The 20296-nt window shown below is 67.4% G+C and carries 20 protein-coding genes and 3 tRNA genes; 13 read left to right on the top strand and 10 right to left on the bottom strand.

The window, feature by feature from the left end:
• Positions 1-42: 42 nt before the first annotated feature.
• The 3 genes from F5544_RS41310 to F5544_RS41320 all read right to left on the bottom strand — a co-directional run bounded on the left by F5544_RS41310 (position 43) and on the right by F5544_RS41320 (position 1073).
• Positions 43-115: transfer RNA gene (locus tag F5544_RS41310), tRNA-Met, on the bottom strand.
• 67 nt (positions 116-182) lie between these two features.
• Positions 183-255, bottom strand: a tRNA-Thr gene (locus F5544_RS41315).
• A gap of 735 nt (positions 256-990) precedes the next feature.
• A tRNA-Tyr gene (locus F5544_RS41320) sits at positions 991-1073 on the bottom strand.
• 172 nt (positions 1074-1245) lie between these two features.
• Here F5544_RS41320 and F5544_RS41325 point away from each other — a divergent pair.
• Both F5544_RS41325 and F5544_RS41330 read left to right on the top strand, forming a co-directional pair.
• Complete coding sequence (locus F5544_RS41325) at positions 1246-1737, top strand: YajQ family cyclic di-GMP-binding protein (protein ID WP_167478167.1); 492 nt, start codon at positions 1246-1248, stop codon at positions 1735-1737.
• Positions 1738-1743: 6 nt separating this feature from the next.
• Complete coding sequence (locus F5544_RS41330; protein ID WP_167478168.1) at positions 1744-2205, top strand: MarR family winged helix-turn-helix transcriptional regulator; 462 nt, start codon at positions 1744-1746, stop codon at positions 2203-2205.
• Here the strand turns inward: F5544_RS41330 and htpX are convergent.
• Positions 2202-3077 (bottom strand): zinc metalloprotease HtpX, encoded by an 876-nt coding sequence (gene htpX / locus F5544_RS41335; RefSeq protein WP_167478169.1) that lies wholly within the window; start codon positions 3075-3077, stop codon positions 2202-2204. The genes F5544_RS41330 and htpX overlap by 4 nt on opposite strands.
• Positions 3078-3213: 136 nt before the next feature.
• A complete protein-coding gene (locus F5544_RS41340; RefSeq protein WP_225731558.1) occupies positions 3214-4269 on the bottom strand; it encodes a polyprenyl synthetase family protein in 1056 nt (351 codons plus the stop codon).
• A 218-nt stretch (positions 4270-4487) separates the two neighbouring features.
• Between F5544_RS41340 and F5544_RS41345 the strand changes: the two genes are divergently transcribed.
• From F5544_RS41345 to F5544_RS41355, 3 genes are read left to right on the top strand one after another with little or no spacing between them, the layout of a single operon-like run.
• Positions 4488-5768 (top strand): geranylgeranyl reductase family protein, encoded by a 1281-nt coding sequence (locus tag F5544_RS41345; protein ID WP_167478170.1) that lies wholly within the window; start codon positions 4488-4490, stop codon positions 5766-5768.
• A gap of 10 nt (positions 5769-5778) precedes the next feature.
• Positions 5779-6204, top strand: a complete 426-nt coding sequence (locus F5544_RS41350; RefSeq protein ID WP_167478171.1) for a helix-turn-helix transcriptional regulator — start codon at positions 5779-5781, stop codon at positions 6202-6204.
• Positions 6205-6259: 55 nt separating this feature from the next.
• On the top strand, positions 6260-6694 hold the full coding sequence (locus F5544_RS41355; RefSeq protein ID WP_167478172.1) for a VOC family protein: 435 nt from the start codon (positions 6260-6262) through the stop codon (positions 6692-6694).
• Positions 6695-6735: 41 nt separating this feature from the next.
• Here F5544_RS41355 and F5544_RS41360 read toward each other — a convergent pair whose 3' ends face one another.
• A complete protein-coding gene (locus tag F5544_RS41360; RefSeq protein ID WP_167478173.1) occupies positions 6736-7242 on the bottom strand; it encodes a DUF2505 domain-containing protein in 507 nt (168 codons plus the stop codon).
• Between the two features lie 91 nt (positions 7243-7333).
• On the opposite strand from F5544_RS41360, the gene F5544_RS41365 reads away from it, so the two are divergent.
• Entirely contained in the window at positions 7334-7789 is a 456-nt protein-coding gene (locus tag F5544_RS41365; RefSeq protein WP_238846930.1) for a DUF3592 domain-containing protein, read from the top strand.
• Between the two features lie 4 nt (positions 7790-7793).
• Here F5544_RS41365 and F5544_RS41370 read toward each other — a convergent pair whose 3' ends face one another.
• Positions 7794-8159, bottom strand: a complete 366-nt coding sequence (locus tag F5544_RS41370; protein WP_167478174.1) for a cupin domain-containing protein — start codon at positions 8157-8159, stop codon at positions 7794-7796.
• Positions 8160-8215: 56 nt separating this feature from the next.
• Between F5544_RS41370 and F5544_RS41375 the strand changes: the two genes are divergently transcribed.
• The 4 genes from F5544_RS41375 (at position 8216) to F5544_RS41390 (ending at position 14962) form a co-directional block, all read left to right on the top strand.
• Positions 8216-8677, top strand: a complete 462-nt coding sequence (locus F5544_RS41375; protein ID WP_167478175.1) for a MarR family winged helix-turn-helix transcriptional regulator — start codon at positions 8216-8218, stop codon at positions 8675-8677.
• A gap of 85 nt (positions 8678-8762) precedes the next feature.
• A complete protein-coding gene (locus tag F5544_RS41380) occupies positions 8763-9905 on the top strand; it encodes a glycosyltransferase family 4 protein (protein WP_203217464.1) in 1143 nt (380 codons plus the stop codon).
• 91 nt (positions 9906-9996) lie between these two features.
• Positions 9997-10701, top strand: a complete 705-nt coding sequence (locus F5544_RS41385) for a demethylmenaquinone methyltransferase (RefSeq protein WP_167478176.1) — start codon at positions 9997-9999, stop codon at positions 10699-10701.
• A 124-nt stretch (positions 10702-10825) separates the two neighbouring features.
• Positions 10826-14962, top strand: coding sequence for a bifunctional nitrate reductase/sulfite reductase flavoprotein subunit alpha (locus tag F5544_RS41390; protein ID WP_238846931.1), 4137 nt, complete (start codon positions 10826-10828; stop codon positions 14960-14962).
• 1 nt (position 14963) lies between these two features.
• On the opposite strand, the gene F5544_RS41395 is transcribed toward F5544_RS41390, so the two are convergent.
• The gene (locus F5544_RS41395; RefSeq protein WP_167478177.1) at positions 14964-15998 is read right to left on the bottom strand and encodes an aldo/keto reductase; all 1035 of its coding nucleotides are present in this window, start codon (positions 15996-15998) and stop codon (positions 14964-14966) included.
• Positions 15999-16080: 82 nt separating this feature from the next.
• Between F5544_RS41395 and F5544_RS41400 the strand changes: the two genes are divergently transcribed.
• A complete protein-coding gene (locus tag F5544_RS41400) occupies positions 16081-16692 on the top strand; it encodes a TetR/AcrR family transcriptional regulator (protein ID WP_167478178.1) in 612 nt (203 codons plus the stop codon).
• Between the two features lie 431 nt (positions 16693-17123).
• Here F5544_RS41400 and F5544_RS41405 read toward each other — a convergent pair whose 3' ends face one another.
• Positions 17124-17681, bottom strand: a complete 558-nt coding sequence (locus F5544_RS41405; protein ID WP_167478179.1) for a TIGR03086 family metal-binding protein — start codon at positions 17679-17681, stop codon at positions 17124-17126.
• Between the two features lie 216 nt (positions 17682-17897).
• Here F5544_RS41405 and F5544_RS41410 point away from each other — a divergent pair, with 216 nt between their 5' ends.
• Positions 17898-18134 carry a hypothetical protein gene (locus F5544_RS41410; protein WP_167478180.1) on the top strand — a complete coding sequence of 79 codons (237 nt, stop codon included), beginning with the start codon at positions 17898-17900 and terminating at the stop codon, positions 18132-18134.
• Between the two features lie 112 nt (positions 18135-18246).
• On the top strand, positions 18247-18486 hold the full coding sequence (locus F5544_RS41415; RefSeq protein ID WP_167478181.1) for a hypothetical protein: 240 nt from the start codon (positions 18247-18249) through the stop codon (positions 18484-18486).
• Positions 18487-18550: 64 nt separating this feature from the next.
• On the opposite strand, the gene menD is transcribed toward F5544_RS41415, so the two are convergent.
• Positions 18551-20194, bottom strand: a complete 1644-nt coding sequence (menD, locus tag F5544_RS41420) for a 2-succinyl-5-enolpyruvyl-6-hydroxy-3-cyclohexene-1-carboxylic-acid synthase (RefSeq protein WP_167478182.1) — start codon at positions 20192-20194, stop codon at positions 18551-18553.
• Between the last annotated feature and the right edge of the window lie 102 nt (positions 20195-20296).

Raw genomic sequence — 20296 nt, forward strand, 5'->3', positions numbered from 1 at the left:
GCCTTCTTTCCGGTCAACCAGAGGGGGTCAATCAGTATGGGGTAGCGATGGCCGGACTTGAACCGGCGACACAACGATTATGAGTCGTTTGCTCTACCGACTGAGCTACACCGCCATGCGCGGTCTGCACAGCGGCGCCCGGCTCTGGAGTGCCAAACCCGGTCACCACCGGCAATCCGGCGAGCCCCCTAACGGAATCGAACCGTTGACCTTTTCCTTACCATGGAAACGCTCTGCCGACTGAGCTAAGGGGGCATGACTACATCCGCACCGAGACTGCTTTCGACAACCCCGGGGCGGTGAAGCCTTGAACGAGGTTACACACTCCCCCGTCCCACCTCCAAACCGCGTGGTCAAACCAGGTTTTGAAACCACTGCCCGCCCGCTGTGAACCCGGCCCCTCCGCCGGAGCGGATTAGATCACCGCCGATGGCACCCGGTTGGGCACGCCGCGCCAAAACGCCCGTTCCGACGAATCGGCAAGTTGGGTTGTCTGCAAGTTCCGAATCGGACTGAATCGCGCGAGGTATCCGCAGGCCCGCTTCATCAGCCGCCCCACCAGTCCCCATCCGGTCACCAACCACAATCGGGCCCACCCAAAGCTCGAACGGTCTCTGCACCTGATACCCCGCCACACCACATGCCCCGACCTAACGCCGCACCCCGTCTCACAACCGTGCACACAATGCACGGGGTGCCCGGCTCCAAATGAGGGTTCGAACACCCCCACCAGTAACGCACTCAGTAAGAAGGCCCCGGGATAGCCATCGATCAACCAGACTCCAACGCCCCCAACAAATCCCACCACCCAAACCGCAACAACCCCTAAAAACACAACCACCCATCAAGGGGGCAAGGGGCGGAGCCCCGTGGGGGGTTCGGGGGGCAAAGCCCCGCCGGGCGGGGTGTGGGGTTGCACCCCCACAAAGCACAACGAAAAGCGACCCCTGTACGCGCTTTCTGCGTACAGGGGTCGCCCAGGAGCGTTCGTGGCAGGTGTAGGATTCGAACCTACGTAGGCTTTCACCGACAGATTTACAGTCTGCTCCCATTGGCCGCTCGGGCAACCTGCCGTTCGCGCACTGTTTTGGTGCGGTGAGCAGAATACAACGTACCCTCCCCTGAAATGCAAACCGGCTGGCTATCGGCCGTGCGACGGGACTAACGTGCTCCTTCCGGGTAGAACTGACGATGCCGGTTTTCCGGCGTTCGTGACCCGTCGGACCGTCTGGACAGGAGCGCAGTGTGGCTGATTCGTCTTTCGATGTTGTGAGCAAGGTTGACCGGCAGGAGGTCGACAACGCCCTTCATCAGGCGGAGAAGGAGCTGAACACCCGTTATGACTTCCGTAACACGGGCGCGAAGATCGAGTGGTCCGGCGAGGACAAGATCGTGTTGTCCGCGGAGGCGGAGGAGCGGGTGAAGGCGGCCTTGGATGTGTTCAAGGAGAAGCTGATTCGCCGCGATATCTCGTTGAAGGCGTTCGATGCGGGTGAGCCGCAGCAGTCGGGGAAGTCGTATCGGATCACCGGCACGCTGGTGCAGGGTATCGATACCGAGCATGCGAAGAAGATTTCGAAGAAGATCCGCGATGAGGGCCCGAAGGGTGTTAAGGCCCAGATTCAGGGCGATGAGCTGCGGGTGAGCAGTAAGAAGCGGGATGATTTGCAGGCCGTGATCGCGCTGTTGAAGGGCGAGGATTTCGGTATCGCGCTGCAGTTCGTCAACTACCGCTAGGAACGTATGCCGGACGAGCGTGGCGCCGGGGTCGATGAGAGTATCCGGACGCTGTTGTTGTTGATGCCGCGGGTGGTGGGCCGGGCGAAGCGGTTGCGGGTTCCGCCGGAGCTGGAGTCGTTTTCGCTTGCGCCGCGGCATCTTTCGCTGTTGGCGAATCTGGTGTTCGACGGGCCGACGTCGATCAACGAGTTGGCGGCGCGGCTGGAGGTCGCGCCGACGACGGTGAGTTTGATGGTGGGCGAGTTGAGCAGGCAGGGCGTGTTGGAGCGGCGCGAGGATGCGGCGGATCGCAGGCGGGTGCTCGTGGGGATCGCGGCGGCCCATCAGAAGGCGGTGAACAAGTGGCTCGGGCGCAGCGCGCAGGCGTGGCGTTCGGTGCTGGAACCGCTTGCGCCGGAACAGCGTCGGTTGTTCGTCGAGACGTTCCGGGCGTATGAGGAGCGGTTGGCGGCGGACGAGACTTAGCGCCGCCCGCCCGCCATATCCTCGAGCCGGGCGATCCGGTCGGCCATCGACGGGTGGGTGGAGAACCAGCGGGCGGCGCGCTCGCCCGCGCGGAACGGGTTGGCGATCATCAGGTGTGACTGGGCGGTCAGCTGCGGTTCAGGCGGCAGTGGGGCGGCCTGTACGCCGCGTTCCAGTTTGCGCAGTGCCGACGCCAATGCCAGTGGGTCGCCGGTTAATTCGGCGCCGGATTGATCGGCCTGGTATTCCCTCGAGCGGGAGACGGCGAGCCGGATGAGGCTGGCCGCGATGGGGCCGAGCAGCGAAACCAGCAGCACGCCGAAGATGTTGGGGCCCTCGCCATCTCGGCCGCCGCCGAACATGGAGGCGAAGAACGCGAGATTCGCCAGGCCGGAGATGACGGCGGCGAGCGCGCCCGCGATCGATGAGATCAGGATGTCGCGGTTGTAGACGTGCGACAGCTCGTGACCGAGCACCGCGCGGAGTTCGCGTTCGTCGAGGATTTGCAGGATGCCGCTGGTACAGCAGACGGCGGCGTGGCGCGGGTTGCGGCCGGTGGCGAAGGCGTTGGGCGCGTTGGTGGGGCTGATGTAGAGCCGGGGCATCGGCTGACGCGCGGTGGTGGCGAGTTCCCGCACGATGCGGTAGATGACCGGCGCCTCCAATTCGCTGACCGGCTGGGCGTGCATGGCCTTCAACGCGATCTTGTCGCTGTTGAAATACGCCCACGCGTTCATGCCGACGGCCAGCAGGATGGCCAGGAACAGGATGGTCGGGCTGCGGAACATCGCCCCGGCGAACACGATCAGCGCGGAGAGCCCGACCATCAGCCCGAACGTTTTCAGTCCATTCGCATACCCGTGCGTGTGCATCTAGCCCGTCCGCCTCTCGCGTCTACGAATTCAGCTGCCGCGTCGACATCGTCTCGCGTGTGCATTACACCAGGTCAACGACGGAAGTTGACCGAAGGTTCCGAATCGGAGTGTGAGTGGGCGGACGGACCGGTGGTTATCCGACCCGTTCGATGGTGTAGCGGACCAGGTGTTCCAGCGCGTCGTTGGCCGGTCCGGACGGCAGCGCGGACAGTTCCGCATGCGCCAGATCGGCGTAGCCCTGCAGCTTTTCCTTGGCCAGCACCATGCCGCGGGAACGCGACAGCAGTTCGAGTGCCTCCGCCACCTCGTCGTCGGTGTGCAGCGGGTGGGCGAGCAGTTTGCGCAGGCGGTCGCCCTCGGCGCCGTCGTCGCGCAGCGCGTACAGCACCGGCAGGGTGTGCACGCCCTCGCGCAGGTCGGTGCCCGGGGTTTTGCCGGACTGTTCGGAGACCGAGGCGATGTCGATGATGTCGTCGGAGATCTGGAATGCGGTGCCGACGGCGTCGCCGAGCCGGGCGAGCCGTTCGACGTGGTCGGGGCCCGCACCGGAGAAGGTGCCGCCGAAGCGGCCGGAGGCGGCGATCAGCGAGCCGGTCTTCTCCCACACCACGCGCAGGTAGTGCTCGACCTTGTCCTGTGATTCGCGGGCGCCCATGGTTTCCCGCATTTGGCCGGTGACGAGTTCGGCGAAGGTTTCGGCGATGATGCGCACCGCGTCGGGGCCGAGGGTGGAGGTGAGCCGGGAGGCGTGCGCGAACAGGTAGTCGCCCGCCAGGATGGCGATATTGTTCCCCCAGCGCGAGTTGACGCTCTGCGCGCCGCGGCGCATCGACGCCTCGTCCATCACGTCGTCGTGGTACAGGGTGGCCAGGTGCACCAGTTCCACCACGGTGGCCGCGGTGATCAGCGCCGGGTCGGTGGGGCGCGGGCCGAGCTGACCGGTGAGGATGGTGAACAGCGGTCGGAATCGCTTGCCGCCGGCCTTGGCCAGGTGCAGCGCCGCCTCCTGTAGGAATTCCTCCCCGTCGGACAGTTCGGCTACGAGCAGCTTCTCGACCTCTTCGAGGCCGTTGCGCACCGTCTCGGCGAGCTCGAGGTCGCCGAGGTCGACCCCGGCCACCACCGTGCCCTCCCCGTCGGCTCCGCCTCCTACCCTCTCCGAGTGCTGATCCACAGCCGATGTGCTCATCTCTTCTCCCAGCGCTGCGTCCGACCCCACGGTAGAGAACCTAGCGTGTCCCCGTCCGATGGCCCATGAACACCGTCACTATGCGGTGTACCAGACACTTTCGCATACGCTCGCACACGAGTCGGTTACCCACACTCGCAGACACTATTGAGCGACCGCGCGCCAGGTGATATCCCCTTCATCGACACCGCCGAGATCGTCCTGCGAGTATGGACGCCATGGGTGCACCGGACGTAACTCCCGCAACCGAACCCGGGGACGCTCCCGGCGCGCTGCCCGACCGGGCCGAGGTGCTCGTCGTCGGCGCGGGCCCGGCGGGTTCGGCGGCGGCCGCGTGGGCGGCGCGGGCGGGCCGGGACGTATTGTTGCTCGATTCCGCGGTATTCCCACGTGACAAGACCTGCGGCGACGGTTTGACACCGCGCGCGACCGCGGAGTTGGAACATCTCGGGCTCGGCGAATGGGTGCGCGCGCACACCGTGAACCACGGCCTGCGACTGTCCGGATTCGGGTGCGAGGTGCAGCTGCCGTGGCCGGGCGGGTCCTTCCCGACATATGGAAGTGCCGTTCCCCGAACGGAACTCGACGACAAACTGCGTGAGACGGCGGTGAAGTCCGGCGCGGCGATGGTGGACGGCGCGAAGGTGGTCGATATCACCCGCGAGGGCGACCGGATCACCGGTGTGATCGTCAAGACCGCTTCCGGCGCCCGCACCATCGGCTGCCGCACGCTCGTCGTCGCCGACGGTGTGCGCTCCCCCGTCGGCAAGATGCTCGGGCGCACCTGGCATCGGCGCTATGCGTACGGCACCGCGGCGCGCGCGTACATCAAGTCCGGGCGCAGCGACGATCAATGGATCACTTCGCATTTGGAATTGCGCAACGCCGCCGGTGAGCTGGTGCCCGGCTACGGCTGGGTGTTCCCGCTCGGCAACGGCGAGGTGAATATCGGCGTCGGCTCGCTGGCCACCGAGCGGCGGCCCGCGCATATCGCGCTGAAACCGTTGCTGGAGCACTACACCGGGCTGCGCAGCGCGGAGTGGCAGTTCGACGGTCCGGTGCGCGCCGTCGCCTCGGCACTGCTGCCGATGGGCGGTGCGGTGTCGAATGTGGCCGGGCGCAACTGGGCGCTGGTCGGTGACGCGGCGGGCTGTGTGAACCCGTTGAACGGCGAGGGCATCGACTACGGCTTGGAGGGCGGGCGCCTGCTGACCGGGCTGTTGGACGAGCCGGATCTCACGAGGGTGTGGCCGGAGCTGCTGCGGGCCCGCTACGGACGTACCTTCTCGGTGGCGCGACGAATCGCCGCGCTGGCCACTCATCCGCGCATGGTGCCGCTGGGCGGGCCGCCGGTGCTGCGGTCGAAGTACTTGCAGCGCACCGCCGTTCGAGTGATGGGCAATCTGGTCACCGACGAGGACGCCGACGTGACCGCGTGGGCGTGGCGGACGGCGGGACGCGCGTCGATGCGTCTCGACCAACTACAGCCCTTCGCGTAGGGGCACCGCGATGGCGCGGCCCGAGCGGACGCAGCCGCCGCTGCAGCTGCTCACCCATCTGCGCCGGGCGCGCGATCACGCCGACCGCAACTATGCCGAGCCGCTGGATCTCGACGAATTGGCCGCTGCCGCAGGGATTTCCAAATACCACTTCCTGCGCGCGTTCGCCGCAGTGTACGGGGTGACGCCCGCGGCCTATCTGGCCGAGCGGCGGATCGAGCGCGCGCAGGATTTGCTGCGTGCGACGAACCTGATGGTCACCGAGGTGTGCATGCTGGTCGGATACAGCAGCCTCGGGTCGTTCAGCAGTAAGTTCCGGGAGCTGGTCGGGGTGACGCCGTCGGAGTATCAGGCGAAATTCGCCGATGGCGCGCCCCGGATTCCGGGTTGCTACGTCTTCATGCACGGGCTCTCGGATTGCAAACCCCGCGCCTGATATTTCCGCAATTCCGGAGAAGCACACGCGACCGCCCCGGCGATAGCCTGCTCGCATGACGATCACCAATGTTTCCCTGACCACGATCTATGTCACCGATCAGGATGCGGCCAAGCAGTGGTACATCGAAAAGCTCGGTTTCGTCGAGCACACCGATATCACGATGGGCGACAACGGTTTTCGCTGGGTCACCGTCGTACTGCCGAATCACCCGGAGCTGGAGGTGACGCTGATGATCCCCGGGCCGCCGCTGGACGAGAACTATGCCGAGGCGGTCCGGCGGGCGCTGGCCAGCGGCACGCACGGCGCGCTCGGGCTGCGAACCGACAACTGCAAGAAGACCTTCGACGAGCTGACCGCCAAGGGCGTCGAATCCATCCAGCCGCCCGCGGAGCGTCCGTACGGCACCGAGGCGATCATCCGGGACAACTCCGGCAATTGGCTGGTGCTGGTGGAGCCCAAGGAGTTCACGCCCTCGGACTTCGCGTGACCTCCCCGGCGTCCCCGGGCAGGGGACGCGGGGGTTGTCGGTCACACCGCGGACTGGGTGGCGTACCACTCCTCGATGAATTTGCGCTCGCTGTTGAGCACCCGGTGGTGCAGCTGTTCGGCGAGCGGTTCGATCGCGCCGCCGACCACCGGCACCTTCACCTGCACGGTGCCGACCACCTCGATCTCGGAACCCTCTGCGGTGGAACGCATTTCGTAGGTGCCGGACATCTCGGTGACGATGCCCTGGGTGGCTCCGGCGAACGAACCCCTGGCGACCTCGCCGTCGAGCGCGCCCCAGTTGTCGGTGCGCTCCAGCACCAGCTGGCTCTTGAGCACCTTGCTCACGATGCTGGGAACCTTTTCGTCACTTGCCTTTTCGGTCATATGGATGCGAATGGTGTTGTCGCCCTCGGGATGCGACAGCTCCAGGGTCGCCGTCTCGGCCCCGGCGAAACGGGCATGCCAGAGCTCGTCGTTGGTTACCGCCCGGTGAAGCTCTTCTACCGGGACGGTGTAGGGCACGGTGAAGCTGAATTTTCGGGACATGGCCGCACACGGTAGCCGAGCCGCGAAGTAGCCTGTTGCGGTGTCGGAAACCACGCAGTCTGATCGCCGCAGGCCAGGCCTTCGCCGGTCCGTGCGCGCTGCCGTGGACGGCCCGCCGGACCGGCGCCGGATTCGGCTGCGGCGGGCGGCGATCGGCGTCGTCGTCGCGGCGTCGGTGGTGAGCGCGCTCACGGTGCTGCTGGTGCTGGCCGCCTGGCGCAACGACTATCTGATCAATTCGGACAAGGGTGTCGCCACCGCCGAGGTGTTGTCGGCGGGGCGGCTGCGGTCCGCGGTTATGTTCGTCACGCCGGACGGCAAGTCGCACAATCCGAAGGTCGGCGTGTTGTATCCGACCAATCTGACGGCCGGGGAACGGATCAACGTCGAGTACTCGCGCAGCGATCCCGATCTGGTGCGGGTGGCCGGGCGCGATGTGCGCGTCGCGATACCACCCGCGCTATCGGTGATCGCGGTGAGTTGGGCGGTCGCGCTACCGACGTTGCTGGTGCTGCGCCGGGCGGCCCGGCGCAAGCCCGCGGACTAAAGCGCTACTGCGCCCACGGCGGCCGCACAGCGGGGCCATCGGCCATCTTGGCGGCGAAGCCCGCCGCGATCGCGACGAAGGCCTCGGCCGGTTCGTCGTTCGGGTTGGCGACGGTGATGGGTTCGCCCGCGGGGATGACGACGGTATCGCCCGCGCGCACGACTCGACCGCTGATCTCGAGCCGACCCGAGGTGAGCATGAAGATCTCGTCGCGATCGAGTACGTGCGGATCGTCGCTGGCCCGATGGGGTGCGACGGTGATGCGCCAGGTACAGAGCTCTTTCGAGCCGCGGCTCGGCGCGGCCATTCCGGTGAATTCGATGCCGGGAACCTCGAACTTCGGGGTTTCCTCGGCCTGGATGACGTGCATGACGCTCCTAAATAGACAAGCCAGCTTGAACAAGTTGGCTTGTCTATCATGGCGGTATGAGCGCAGCGCCGCAAGACCTCGGCATACTCATGGGCCTGGCCTACCAGGAATTCGTCCGCCAACTCCGCGAGGCACTGGCCGAACAGGGTTTCGGTGATGCGGGCCCGTCCTACGGCTACGTATTCCGCAGCCTCGCCGAGCGGCCGATGAACACCAGCGAGCTGGCCGACCGACTGACGATCACCAAACAGGGTGCGGCCCAACTGATCGAGGAGATGTGCGAACGCGGCTACGTCGAACGCCGCGCAAACCCGGCCGACCGGCGCGCCAAACTGCTCTACCTGAGCGATAAGGGCAATCGGGCGCTGGCCGCCGCCCGGCGCTTCCACCGCGACTTCGAGCGCGAACTGACCGAGGCCAACGACGCGGACAGCGTCGCGGCGCTGCGGCGCATGCTCACCGCGATCGCCACCGAGGAACGGCTGGCCGATCCGCGATGGCGGTCACCGCATGTGTGAAACGGGGGCAAGCGTTTGCCGTAACTTTCCGCGCTCTTCACGTCGGTGTCGGGGTGTGGCGCGCTGGCCCGGTCACCCTGAAAACGTGCGTGTAGCGATCGTCGCGGAGTCGTTCCTGCCGAACATGAACGGCGTCGTCAACTCCGTGCTGCGGGTCCTGGACCATCTGGACCGCCACGGTCATGAGGCGCTGATCGTCGCGCCGGACACCGTGCGCGGTCTGCCGCGCGCGCCGCACCGGCACGGCCGCTTCCCGGTGCACCGGGTGCCCGCCGTAATGGTGCCGAAGATCAGCTCGCTGCCGGTCGGCCTGCCGCAGCCCGGCATCACCGCGGCCATCGCGGCCTTCGACGCCGACGTCGTGCATCTGGCCTCGCCGTTCCTGCTCGGCGCCGGCGGGCTCGGCGCCGCGCTGCGGCTGGACCTGCCGACCGTCGCGGTGTACCAGACCGATGTGGCCGGCTTCGCCAAGAGCTACGGGCTCGGGTTGGCGACGCGCGCGGCCTGGGCCTGGACCCGCCGCATTCACGAGGGTGCGACCCGGACCCTGGCCCCCTCCAGCGCCGCCGCGGAAGACCTTGCGCGCCACGGTATTCCGCGAATCCACCGGTGGGGCCGGGGTGTGGATATCGCGCGGTTCACCCCGTCGGCGCGGCGGACCGAGCTGCGCGAGACCTGGCTGCGCGGCGGCGACCGGCTGCTCGTCGGATTCGTCGGGCGGCTCGCGCCGGAAAAGCATGTCGACCGGCTCGCGGCGCTGGCCGACGATCCCGGCATCCAGCTCGTCATCGTCGGCGACGGACCGGAACGGGCCCGCTTGGCGCGGCTGATGCCCGGCGCGGTGTTCACCGGCGAACTCGGCGGCGACGAGCTGGCACAGGCCTATGCGAGCCTCGATGTGATGGTGCATCCGGGTGAGCATGAGACGTTCTGTCAAGGCGTGCAGGAGGCGCTCGCCTCCGGGGTCCCGGTGATCGGGCCCGACGCGGGCGGGCCGCGCGACCTGATCGCGCACTGCCGCAACGGATATCTACTACCGGTCGACCGCTTCACCGAACTGCTGCCCAGCGCCGTTGCGGCGCTGCGGGATCCGCGGTTGCGGACCAGATTCGCCGGTGCGGCGCGCAAATCGGTGCTGCACCGCACCTGGCCCGCCATCTGCACCGAGCTCATGGGTCACTACGCGGACGTCATCGGCACGCGAATTTCATTGCCGCATACGGCATAAATCGCGTACGTCGGATCCGGTGGCCCTTTCGGACGCATAAATCCACCACTGCGGACAAGCCGACCCCGGCGGCATTTATTAGGGTCGTTGCGTGGCGAATACACAATCGACTCGCGCATCGCTGGACAAACAGCCGCACGAGGTCGCGTCGATGTTCGACGGTGTCGCGAAGCGATACGACCTGACCAACACCGTGATCTCGCTGGGTCAGGACCGCTACTGGCGGTGGGCGGTGCACCGGGCGGTGGCGCCCCGGCCCGGCGAGCGGGTGCTCGACCTCGCGGCGGGCACCGGCATCTCAACCCTGGATCTGGCGAAATCCGGCGCGTGGTGCCTGGCCGCCGATTTCTCGCAGGGCATGCTGGCCGCGGGCAAATTCCGCGGGGTGCCGATGGTGGCGGCCGATGCGACGAATCTGCCGTTCGCCGACGACTCCTTCGACGCGGTGACCATCTCCTATGGCCTGCGCAACATCTCCGACTCGGACCGGGCGCTGCGCGAAATGCTGCGCGTCACGAAACCGGGCGGGCGGCTGCTGGTATGCGAATTCTCCACGCCGATCGTCCCGGTCTTCCGGACCGTGTACATGGAATACCTCATGCGGGCGCTGCCCGCGGTGGCGCGCGCGGTGAGCAGCAATCCGGACGCCTACGTCTACCTGGCGGAATCCATTCGCGCCTGGCCCAACCAGCGTCAACTCGCGGTGCGGATCGCCGATGCCGGGTGGTCCTCGGTGAAATGGCGTAACCTCACCGGCGGCATCGTCGCGCTGCACCGCGGCTACAAGCTGGGCTGACCGGCCGAATTCAGCCGACGAAAATTCTTCCTCACCGTCGCCCCGCCCCGGGGTGAGGGGGATCGTCACGCACCGATAACGCGAGGTAAAGCCGCCGAAATCGGCGCTGACCATGATCGGTGCCATGGCGGAAACAGTCTCGGCCCCCGGTACGCGCATCGCCAGAACGGCGTGCTCGTACTGCGGCGTCGGTTGCGGGATGACCGTCGAGACCAAGTCCGACGCGCAGGGCGCACCGGTAATCGCCAAGGTCGCGGGCGACAAGCTGCATCCGACGAATGCGGGTCGGTTGTGCACGAAGGGCGCCACCCATCTGGAGCTGATGCGCACGCCGGGCCGGATGGCCACCGCGTACCGGCGGCCCGAGCGCGACGCCACCCCGCTGCCGGTCCCGGTCGACGAGGCCGTGCGCGAGGCCGCTGCACGGCTGCGGGCAATTCTGGACGAATACGGACCGGACGCGATCGCGCTGTACGTATCGGGCCAGATGTCGCTGGAGGCACAGTATTTGGCTACCAAGCTGGCCAAAGGCTATCTGCGCACGGTACATATCGAGGCGAATTCGCGGCTGTGCATGGCCAGCGCGGGCACCGGATACAAGCAGTCGCTCGGCGCCGACGGGCCACCGGGATCCTATGACGATCTCGAAAAGGCCGATCTGTTCTTCGTGATCGGTGCGAATATGGCCGACTGTCATCCAATTCTGTTCCTGCGCATGGCCGATCGGCTCAAGCACGGCGCGAAATTGATCGTGGTGGATCCGCGGCGCACCGATACCGCGGCGCGCGCCGACCTCTTCCTGCAGATCGCGCCGGGCACGGATCTGGCCCTGCTCAACGGATTGCTGTTCCTGCTGCTCGAAAACGGCGATATCGACAAGGATTTCATCGCCGAACATACCGAGGGCTGGGACGCGATGCCGGAATTCCTCGCCGACTATCCGCCGCACCGGGTGGCCGAGATCACCGGACTCGCCGAGGCCGATATCCGCACCGCGGCACGCTGGATCGGCGCGGCGGGCGAATGGATGACGCTGTGGACGATGGGCCTGAATCAGTCCACCCACGGCACCTGGAGCACCAACGCGATCTGCAACCTGCACCTGGCGACGGGTGCGATCTGCAGGCCGGGTAGCGGACCGTTCTCGCTGACGGGGCAACCCAACGCCATGGGCGGGCGCGAAATGGGCTATATGGGACCGGGTTTGCCGGGGCAGCGCAGCGTCCTCTCCCCCGCCGACCGCACCTTCGTGGAAACCGCGTGGGGTATCGAACCGGGCAGCCTGCGCACGGAGGCCGGACCGGGCACCATCGAGATGTTCCGCGAAATGGCCGACGGCCGGATCAGGGCGGCTTGGATAATCTGCACCAATCCCGTTGCCAGCATCAGCAATCGGAAGACGGTGATCGCCGGGCTGGAGGCGGCCGAGCTGGTGATCGCCCAGGACGCGTATCTGGAGACCGCGACCAACGCCTACGCCGATATCCTGCTGCCCGCCGCGCTGTGGGCCGAAGCCGATGCGGTGATGGTGAATTCGGAGCGCAACGTCACCCTGCTGCAACAATCGGTCGATCCGGTGGGCGCGGCGCGAGCCGACTGGCGGCTGATCGCCGACGTGGCCACCGAAATGGGTTTCGACGGCTTCCAATTCGATTCCAGCGCGGAGATTTTCGAGGAGATCAAACGGTTCGCCAACCCGGCCACCGGTTACGACCTGCGCGGGATGAGCTATGACCTGTTGCGCGATGGTCCGATGCAGTGGCCGTGCCCGGATCCGGCCCGGCGGCGCAATCCGCTGCGCTACCGCAACGACGGGGTGAGCCAGGACCTCTATGTCGACGCCGACGGGCACCGGCCGGAATTGGCCTTCCCGACCCCGAGCAGGCGGGCCGTCTTCTGGCCGCGCCCGCATCTGCCCGCCGACGAAATGCCGGACGGCGACTACCCGTTCGTATTGAACACCGGCAGGCTGCAACATCAGTGGCACACCATGACCAAGACCGGGAAGATCGACAAGCTGAACAAGCTGAACGGGCAGCCCTTCCTGGAGATCCATCCGGATGACGCGGAGCGACTGGAGCTGCGCGATGGCGATCAACTCGAAATCACCTCGCGCCGTGGGCGAGCCGTGCTGCCGACGCGGATCAGCGACCGGGTGCGGCCCGGCGACTGCTTCGCGCCGTTCCACTGGAACGACGAACAAGGCGAATACCTGACCATCAACGCGGTGACCAACGACGCGGTGGACCCGTTCTCGCTGCAGCCGGAATTCAAGGTCTGCGCGGTGGCACTGCGGCGGGTGGCACCGATGACCGAATCCGCAACGGGCACAGAGCTTTCCACCGAGGCCGCGGCGGTGCTCGCACCAGATGTTCCCGCGCACCCGCTCGCCGGGATACTCGGGCTGGACGCCGACGCGACGCCGACGCTCACCGAGACCGAACGCATCTACCTCAGCGGGTATCTGACCGCGCTGCAGGCGATTCCGGTGCACGGGCAGCCGGTGCTGCCGGATTCCGCACCGCTGGCGCCGCACAGCAGGCTCTGGATCGATGGTCTGCTCGCCGGAATGTATTCGCGGGCAACGGTGGCCGGTGCGGCCGCACCGGCGGTCCAGCGCCCGGTCACCGTGCTGTGGGCCTCGCAGACCGGGACGGCGGAGGAATTCGCGGCGGTGGTGGCCGAGCGGCTCACCGAAACCGGCTTCACCCCGCGACTGCTCGATATGGATTCCTGTGAGCTGACGGGACTGACCGGCGATGTGCTGGTCATCAGCAGCACCTTCGGCGACGGCGGGCCGCCGGACAACGGGGCGGATTTCTGGGATCGGCTGCACGACAGCACGATCGGGCTCGCGAACGTGCGGTACGCGGTATTCGCCCTCGGCGACTCGTCGTACGACGATTTCTGTGGGCACGGGCGCAAACTCGACGAAACCTTCGCCGAACGCGGTGCGACCCGGCTGCTTCCGCGCCTGGACAGCGAGGCCGACCTCGGCGAACCCGCGACCCAGTGGCTCGACGATATTATCGCGGTACTCGCTGGAGAGCCTAATAATACTGCGGCACAGCCTGATTCAGAAGGTATGCCGATCGAAACCCGACCGCGCGGCGCGACGATGCTGACCGCGCCGACGCGCACCCACCGCGCCCCGGCCCAGTTCACCCGCAGCGCACCGGTGCACGCCACGCTGCTACGCAATGAGGTGCTCTCGCAGGCGGGCACCTCGAAGGAGGTGCGGCAGTTCGGCTTCGACCTGCGCGGGCTGGAGGCGAGCTACGAGGTCGGCGATTCGCTCGGCATCTGGCCGACCAATAACGAAGCGCTGGTCGCGGAATGGCTCACCGTGACCGGGCTGGACGGACGCCGCGTCGTCGAACTCGACGACCGGGAGCTGCCGCTATCCGAGGCGCTGCGCACGCACTACGACATCAGCAAGGTCGGTGCGGAACTGCTCGGCTTCCTCGCCGCCAGGAATGCCAGCCCGCAACTGGCCAAGCTGCTGCGCCGGGACAACCGCAACGAGCTCGACAACTATCTGTGGGATCGTCAGGCCGTCGACGTGCTGCGCGATTTCCCGGTGCGCGCCGATCTGGTCGACTGGCTCGGCATGCTGAAAAAGCTACAGCCGCGCCAGTATTCGATCTCGTCGAGCCCGCTGGTCAGCCCGGACGAGGTGCAGCTGACCGTCAGCGTCGTGCGCTACGGCGAGCGCGGCGGGGTGTGCTCGACGTATCTGGCCGACCGGGTCGGCGCGACGCCCGTGCCGATATTCCTGCAGCGGGCACCGCATTTCCGGCCGCCGCAGGATCCGGCGGCGGCGATGATCATGGTGGGGCCGGGCACCGGCATCGCGCCGTTCCGCGGCTTCCTGCAGGAGCGGCGCGCCGTCGGCGCCACCGGACGCAACTGGCTGTTCTTCGGCGAACAGCATGCGGCGCACAACTTCTACTACCGCGCCGAGCTGGAGGATATGTTCCGCTCCGGCTTCCTCACCCGGCTCGATCTGGCCTTCTCCCGCGACCAGCGCGAGCGGATCTACGTGCAGCACAGGATGATCGAACACGGCGCCGAACTCTGGGCCTGGCTGCGCGATGGCGCGCACTTCTATGTCTGCGGTGACGCGACCCGGATGGCCAAGGACGTCGACGACGCGCTGCTGCGCATCGCCCGCATCCACGGAAAGCTCGACGAGGCAGGCGCGCTCGCGTTCCGCAAGCAAATGATCGCCGAAAAACGTTACGTCCGAGACGTTTACTGAGCTACACCGCAGGGGGATTCAGCCTGGCGAAGTCCGGGAGGCGGTAGTACGGGTAGTAGGGGTAGGGCGGGGTTGTCGCGCTTGCCTTGTCGAGGCGGGCGATTTGAGTGGGGTCGAGTTGCCAGCCGAGGGCGCCGAGGTTCTGGCGCAGCTGGTTCTCGTCGCGGGCACCGACGATGACGGTGGCCACGGTTGGACGCTGGAGCAGCCAGTTGAGCGCGATCTGCGGCACCGTTTTGCCCGTCTCCGCGGCGATTTCGTCCAGGACGTCGACCACGTTGTAGAGCAGTTCGTCGTCGACGGGCGGGCCGGCCTGCGCGGTCCGATGCAGCCTGCTGCCCGCCGGAAGTGGTTGGCCACGGCGGATTTTGCCGGTGAGCCTGCCCCAGCCGAGCGGGCTCCACACCACCGCGCCGACACCCTGATCCCGAGCCAGCGGCATCAACTCCCACTCGTAGTCGCGGCCGACGAGCGAGTAGTAGACCTGATGCGCCACATAGCGGGTGAGCCCGTTCCGGTCCGCCGACGCAAGGGATTTCATCAATTGCCAGCCCGCGAAGTTGGATGCGCCGAGGTAGCGGATCTTGCCCGCCCGCACCAGATCGTCGAGTGCCGCGAGCACCTCGTCGACCGGGGTGCCCGCATCGAAGGCGTGCAGCTGGAACAGATCGATGTGGTCGATGTCGAGCCTGCGCAGCGAGGCATCGACCGCGCGGATCAGCCGGGCGCGCCCGGAACCCGCGTCGAACGGGCCGGGTCCGGTCGGCAGCGAGGCCTTGGTGGAGATCAGCACCTGATCGCGGCGGCCGCGAATGGCGGCGCCGAGCACCTCCTCCGATGCGCCGTCGGAGTAGACGTCGGCGGTGTCGAACATGGTGACGCCCGCCTCCAGGCTGATATCGATCAGCCTGCGGGCCTGGGCCGCATCGGTTCGACCCCACGCCTCGAACAGTTCACCCCGCCCGCCGAAGGTGCCCGCGCCGAAGCTCAGGGCCGGGACCAGCAGACCTGATGCGCCGAGCCGCCGGTACTCCATGATGACTCCTAAAGGGTTTATAGTTCCATTAACACTTCGGACCATACACCCGGTTCGTCATAAATGAAACTGGAGTTCCGTTATGACCCTGGAGAGTGCCACGCCGGGCTCGATCCGCCCCGGCGGACGCACCGCCCGCGTCCGCGAATCCGTGCTGCGCGTCGCGGGCGATCTGCTGGCCGAACGCGGCTTCGCCCACCTCGACCTGACCGAGGTCGCGGCGCGGGCCGAGGTCGGCAAGACCACCGTCTACCGGCGCTGGCGCACCCCGACCGGACTCGTCACCGACCTGCTGGCGGAGATGGCCGAGGAGTCCGTGCCGCGCGCCGACACCGGATCGCTGCTCGGCGACCTCACCGCCAACGCCCTCCTGGTCGCGCGCACCCTCGCCGACCCGCGCCAAGGCAGGCTCTTCCGCGCCGTCATCGCGGCGGCCACCTGCGACGAGACCGCGGCCGACGCCCTGCGCCGCTTCTACGACACCCGCCTCACCGAATGGGCGCCCTGCGTCGAGGCGGCCATCGCCCGCGGCGAGGCCCCGACCGGCACCGATCCGCGCGCGGTACTGTCCGCGGTCTCCGCGCCGCTCTACTACCGGCTGCTCGCCAGCGGGGATCCGATCGACGACCGGGTCGCGGTCCAGTCCGCCGAAGCGGCGATGAATGCCGTTGCCGCAGGAACTTTCGTCGGATAAACCGTCTTGGTGACTTCCGGCGGTAATCGGTACGTCAGCGCCTGGTCGCGTCGCTACGACGATTCGGTCGCCTCGAGTTGGGAGTGATCGGTACGCCGGGTGAGTAGTCGCGTCGCTACGACGGCTGAATCGCCCAGGTAGGCGCGTGGTGCGCTGACATGTGGCGGCGCCGGTTCATCTTTGACCCAGTAGGTTATTCGCCGCCGCACCCCGTCTTCGAACCAAACACACAACGTACGGGGTGTTCGGCTCACACCCGGGGTGCGGCTAGCTCTGGAATGCCTTGAGCCCGTGGGAACAGTGTCATCCGTGGTGCGAAACCGCCGGACCGCTCGGCAACGCAGCCCCGCACCCATCTCGGGCGATCCAGCCGTCGTAGCGGCGCGACCACCAACCCGACCGGCCGATTCCTCCGAAACGACGGCCGCGGACTACGCCTGCCAGGAAGGCGATCGGCCGCTGCGGGCGATCACGCGATCAAGGACGGACGCGTCGTCGGGCACCGGGACGGCGGGGGCGAACATGCCGGGCATGCCCTCGGCGGGCACGTTCTGCCACCAGCCCCCTAGCACCTCCAGATCACCTGGGGCACATTCGAATTGCTGACCGGTCGCGACCGCGAGATCCCAGCCGTGCACGACCAGTTCGTCGAGCGCGATGTGCGCCCATGCCGACGCGGGTCGGGTACTGCCGAACACCTCCACATCGCCGTCCCAGGCCGCGGGCTCCCGCCAGGCGATGGCCAGCCCCTTCAGCTGGGTCGGGATCAGGTCGCGCCAGTCCGCAGGCAGCTCCTTCGACGGCGCGGAGACCTGCTCGCGCGCGGCCAGTCGGCGCAGCGCGTCGACGGCACCCGAGGTGTGCGCGAGCAGTTGGCGCACAGTGAAATCCGAGCACGGCGTCGGCTCGTCGAGTTGAGCTTCGGTGATCCCGCCTACTATGCGCGCCAGCGCGTCGGCGGCTTGCTCCATATCGAATTCCGGTTGCATTTCAGCTCCTACCGTTCATTCGGGTTCTCCCCGTGTTGAGACTATGCGGCCCAGCGGAATTCATCGGCGTCTCCGCATTTTCCGGTGAGTGAATTGTCAGCAATCCGATACGCCACGGTCGCGAAAACGTCTCGGCCCGATGACAACTCGGCCGACTGCCCGCGCCGATACCACCCTGTAGCAGCGAAAACCGCTGGAAAAGCGGAGAATTGGTAGATGAAGGGCGATCGGGTGGAGATCGTCGTCGATGTCGGCGACGGTACTCGCAATTACGAGGTGACGGCGACAAGGGCCGGGCGGCGCGTCGAGGTGCGGATCGCGCGCGGCGTCGTGGAGGTCAGCGAGGTGACCAGGACGGGAACACCGGTGCGCACGGCACGGTTCATGTCGGCCCGCACGCTGGCGCTGGTCGAGCATCCGGCGAACGGGACCGGTCCGGTCGACGGCGAATAACCCGGACCGACCGGTTGCCGTAATGGTGCGGGAAGGGCATCCTCGATGCTGTCGGCTGTTCATTTCAGTGCACCGCCGACGCCGCCGATCCACAACGGGGAGAGGAGCGCCGATGACAGACCGCAGCACACCCCGCTTTCTGGATGAGGTACCGGAAGCGGACTTCGCCGAGCAGTCCGTGCCCGCGTACCCCGACGACGGGCTGAATACGGACGACGCAACGGATAACGCGATCGACGAGGTGGCCGCCATGGTCGAGCGCGACGCGTTCAGTGCCGATCCGGCGGATATCGTCGAGCAGTCGATTCCGGTTCCACTCGACGACGAACCCGATCAGCAACCCGCGTACTGACGCACGTCTGCCCCGCACCCGTCGGGGTGCGGGGCAGACGAATATCGTTGGGCGCCAGCGAATATCAGGGTGCGATCTTGGCGCGCACGGTCGCGTGCAGCTCACGCAGGCTCGACCGTTCGGTGGCCACCTCCAGCACCCGCATGCCATGCGTCTGCTCGGCCAACTCGACGGCCAACCGCTCCGGATCCACCTGGCGGTGCGGAATCCGGTAGGCCGCGCACAACGCAGCGAGATCCATCCCGTGCGGGGTGCCGAAGACCCGCTCGAACACCCCCGCGTACTGCGGATCGCCCTGTTCGAGCAGTTCGAAGATGCCGCCGCCGTCATCGTTGGCCACCACGATGGTCAGGTCGGCGGGCCGCGGTTCGCCCGGACCGATCAGCAGCCCGGACGCGTCGTGCAGGAAGGTCAGGTCGCCGATCAGCGCGATGGTCCGCCCGGGGTGGTGCAGCGCGGCGCCGACCGCCGATGAGACCGTGCCGTCGATACCGGCGACGCCGCGGTTGGACAGCACCTTGACGCCCGGCTTCGGCTGCGAGACCAACGCCGCGTCCCGCACCGGATTGGACGCGCCGAGCAGCAGCTGATCGCCCTCGTGCAGCGCATCCATCACGACGGCCGCCACATGCAGTCCGGTCGGCTTCGGATGCCGGGCCAGCTCGGCGCGAACCACCTGATGCGCCTTGGCATTCAGCTCGCGGCAGTGCGCAAGCCATTCGGGCCGCGGCGCACCGGTCGTCACCGCGCGGGTGCCGGTGCCGAGCACATTGCCGGAGACATCGGGCCAGCGCGGGCCGGTGGTCAGCGCGTAGACCATGACCTCCGGGTCGGCGAGCACCTTGGCGACCTGGCGGTGCAGGGTCGGCCGGCCCGTGATGATGGCCTGGCGCGGCCGCAGCAGCGGCAGCGCGAGCGGATGCAGCGCCGGGCCGTGCATGGGCGCGGTGGGTTCCGCGACCGTCGGCAGATCGGCCAGTTCCGGCCGGAGTCCGGCGCCGTGCCCGGAGATCACCACGGTGTCGGGGCTCAGGTCGAGGTCTAGCGGGACATCGAGGGTCGCGTACCGGGTCTCGGTCCAGGCCCGGTCGCCGGTGCGGCCGGTCGGCACCGCCTCGCCGGGCGCGATATCGGGCACCAGCGGTTCGCGCAGCGGGATATCGAAGTGCACCGGCCCGGCATTGCCGGAGCGGGTGCCGCGGGCCGCGGCGAGCACCCGGCAGACGGCGGTGCGCCACTGGCTGTTCTGACGCTGATAGGGCGGGCATTCGGCGGATCCGGACTCCGCCTCGGCCAGGCCGAGGCTGACCGTGAGCCGCACCTGGCTGCCGAACAGACCGAGCTGTTCGATGGTCTGGTTGGCGCCGGATCCGAGCATTTCGTACGGCCGGTTCGCGCTGAGCACGATCAGCGGCACCCTGGCGTAATTGGCCTCCAGGACGGCGGGACCGAGGTTGGCCACCGCGGTCCCCGAGGTCATCACGACGGGTACGGGCAGGCGGCTGGACACCGCGAGCCCGATGGCGAGGAATCCGGCGGTCCGTTCATCGATGCGCATGTGCAACCGGAGCCGGTCGGCCGCGTCGGCCGCCTGTAGGGCGAACGCCAGCGGCGCGTTGCGGGATCCGGGGCACAGGACGACATCCCGCACACCCCCGCGCACAAGTTCGTCGACGACGACCTGTGCCTGTGCTGTAGACGGGTTCACACCCCCAGCCTCTCAGACAGTCCGGCCCACGTCTGCGTCACCCTACTCACAGTGTCTGATCGGCCACCAAGCCCTTGCGTGAACCCCGGACACCTCTGGCGC

Source organism: Nocardia arthritidis (genome assembly GCF_011801145.1).
In the GTDB taxonomy this organism is placed as follows: domain Bacteria; phylum Actinomycetota; class Actinomycetes; order Mycobacteriales; family Mycobacteriaceae; genus Nocardia; species Nocardia arthritidis_A.